The organism is Desulfuromonadales bacterium (genome assembly GCA_035620395.1).
Taxonomy (GTDB): Bacteria; Desulfobacterota; Desulfuromonadia; order Desulfuromonadales; family DASPGW01; genus DASPGW01.
On record DASPGW010000008.1, the window covers coordinates 1 to 2708 of the forward strand.

General features: G+C 65.0%; 3 protein-coding genes. 2 read left to right on the plus strand and 1 reads right to left on the minus strand.

The genetic code is table 11. The features are described 5' to 3' along the window. Nucleotides 1–16: 16 nt before the first annotated feature. A complete protein-coding gene (locus VD811_00390; GenBank protein HXV19428.1) occupies nt 17–295 on the minus strand; it encodes a DUF507 family protein in 279 nt (92 codons plus the stop codon). A gap of 223 nt (nt 296–518) precedes the next feature. On the opposite strand from VD811_00390, the gene VD811_00395 reads away from it, so the two are divergent. Both VD811_00395 and VD811_00400 read left to right on the plus strand, forming a co-directional pair. After that, nucleotides 519–1595 carry an alanine--glyoxylate aminotransferase family protein gene (locus VD811_00395; GenBank protein HXV19429.1) on the plus strand — a complete coding sequence of 359 codons (1077 nt, stop codon included), beginning with the start codon at nt 519–521 and terminating at the stop codon, nt 1593–1595. A gap of 61 nt (nt 1596–1656) precedes the next feature. Further along, a complete protein-coding gene (locus VD811_00400; GenBank protein ID HXV19430.1) occupies nt 1657–2541 on the plus strand; it encodes a TerC family protein in 885 nt (294 codons plus the stop codon). Nucleotides 2542–2708 lie beyond the last annotated feature (167 nt).

Sequence of the window (2708 nt, forward strand, 5' to 3'; positions counted from 1 at the left end):
CGCTGTTCGGAAAGCTTCATAACGGCATCCCCTTCTCTTCCGCCAGCTTCTTCTTGATCATCGCCAGCAGCCGCTGCTGGTCGATGCCGGCGGGCGCGCCGCGCAGGTGCGCCGCCAGCAGCTTCTGCGCCTCGCGGTCGAGGTCTTCCTCCTCGGCCAGGTTGCGCCGGATGATCGCCTCGATGCGCCCCTGCACCAGGCCGCGCTCGGCCTTCAGCCGTGCCCCGCCCCGCTCCAGCAGGTCGGTCAGCAGGGCGTCGGCGAGGCGGCGGATCTGTTCGTCGGTAAAGCGCATGAGCAACTCCATAAGGGGGTGACTGCCTACCGTCGCTCCGCATCGTACCTGCGGGGAGGCCGTCTGTCAACGAGGGAACACGCTTGACAGGGAGGCGCCAAATGGGTAAGGTTTGCGCGATATGTAGGGGCTCGCAGCCGCCTCCGCCAGAGCAGCGCAAGCTGCGGCGGCCGGATGCGTCGCCCCTACGGTCTTTTCCACCGTCAGGAGCAGAGAGAACGCCATGCCCAAGAAACTCTACATCCCCGGACCGGTCGAGGTCAGCCGCGACGTGCTGGAAGCGATGGCCGCGCCGATGATCGGCCATCGCATGAAGGAATATGCCGAAATCCACCGCCGGGTCACCAGCGGCCTGAAGCAGCTGCTCAACACGACCGACCCGGTCTTCCTCTCGACCTCCAGCGCCTTCGGCGTGATGGAAGGGGCGGTGCGCAACCTGGTGCAGAAGCGCTGCGCCAACTTCGGCAACGGCGCCTTCAGCGGCAAGTGGCACGACGTCACCCGCCGCTGCGGCCTCGAGGCCGATTCCTTCAGTGCCGAGTGGGGCCAGCCGATCACCGCCGAAATGGTCGACAAGGCGCTGGCCACCGGCAGGTACGACGCCCTGACGGTGGTCCACAACGAGACCTCGACCGGCGTCATGTCGCCGCTCGAAGAGATCGCCGAGGTGATGCAGAAGTATCCCGACGTCTCCTTCATCGTCGACACCGTCTCCTCGATGAGCGCCGTCCCCCTCGACGTCACCGCCCTTCGCACCGACGTCTGTCTGGCCGGCGTGCAGAAGGCCTTCGGCCTGCCGCCGGGACTGGCGGTCTTCGCCGTCTCCCGCCGCGCCCTGGAGAAGGCCCGCAGCACGCCCAACCGCGGCTATTACTTCGACTTCGAGGAATTCGAGGCGAACGACGCCAAGGACAACACCCCCAGCACCCCCTGCATCAGCCTGATCTACGCCCTCGATCACCAGCTTGCCAAGATGTTCGCCGAGGGGCTGGAGAACCGCTTTGCCCGCCACCGCCAGATGGCCGAAGCGACCCGCGCCTGGGTTCTCGCCCAGGGCTTTTCCCTCTTTGCCGCCGAGGGTGCCCGCTCGCAGACCCTCACCTGCGGCCGCAACGACGACCGCACCGATCTGGAGCAGTTGAAGAAACTGGCCGGCGCCCGCGGCTACGCCATCGACAACGGCTACGGCAAGATCAAAAACACCACCTTTCGCATTCCCCACATGGCCGACATGACCATGGCCGACCTGGAAGAGCTCTTCGCCCTGCTGGAGGAGCTGCTGCCGCAGGCCAGGGCTTAACGGCGGTCGCGGGTCCCGGGTCCCTGGACTTAGGACCCGGGACCTTAGACTCAGGACTTACATGATTGATCTTCTCGCCCAGATCACCGCCGAATTCCACGCCCTGGTCCCCCTCGACCTGCTCACCATCGCCACCCTGACCGTGCTGGAGGGAATCCTCTCCGTCGACAACGCCCTGGTGCTGGCAATCCTGGTGCGCACCCTGCCGCCGGAGCAGCGCCGCAAGGCGCTCACCTACGGCATCGTCGGGGCCTTCGTCTTCCGCTTCATTGCCCTCATCTTCGCCGCCCACCTGATGCAGCTCTGGGTCTTCAAGCTGATCGGCGGCGGCTACCTGGTCTACCTGGCGATGAAGCACATGTTCTTCTTCAACAAGGAGGACGCCCACCAGGTGCGCCCGAAAACGGCCGCCAGCTTCTGGAAGGTGGTCGTCGTGGTCGAGCTGACCGACATCGCCTTCTCCATCGACAGCATCACCACCGCCGTCGCCATGAGCGACAAGCTGCTGGTGGTCTGGATCGGCGGCATCCTCGGCATCATCTTCCTGCGCTTCGCTGCCGGCTTCTTCGTCCGCCTGCTGGAGAAGCTCCCGCGGCTGGAGGACCTCGCCTACCAGCTGATTTTCTTCATCGGCACCAAGCTCAGCCTCGAGGCGTTCCACGTCGAAATCGAGCACGGCATCTTCTGGCTGATGATGGGGATCATCGCCGTCCTCGGCGCCTCGCTGGTCTACCGCGACTACCATCAGCGGGTCACCCGCACCCGGCACAACGACCGGCTGCTCGACCGGCTGCAAAAAGGGGAGCTGACGACGGAGGAGTTGCTGGCCCAGGAGAGCATCCCCGGCGAAGTTCTCGCCTGGCTGCGGGAGGAGGGGCGGCTGGTGCTGGAGGGACCGGAAACCTTGGAGAAAGGCAAGAGCCCTGTTTCTCGCCGGCATCCATGATATGGCTGCGCACTCCGTGATAGGCAGGGTCTGCTTGTCCGGGCAAGAGAGCCTTTTGTTTTTTCACCCGGACTTCCTCACTGCCCTCCCTTCGCTGAAGCTGTGCCCGCTAAATCACTGGCCACCCCGCCATAACCAGACCTGGCCAGAGGAAGGGCTGTAAGAAA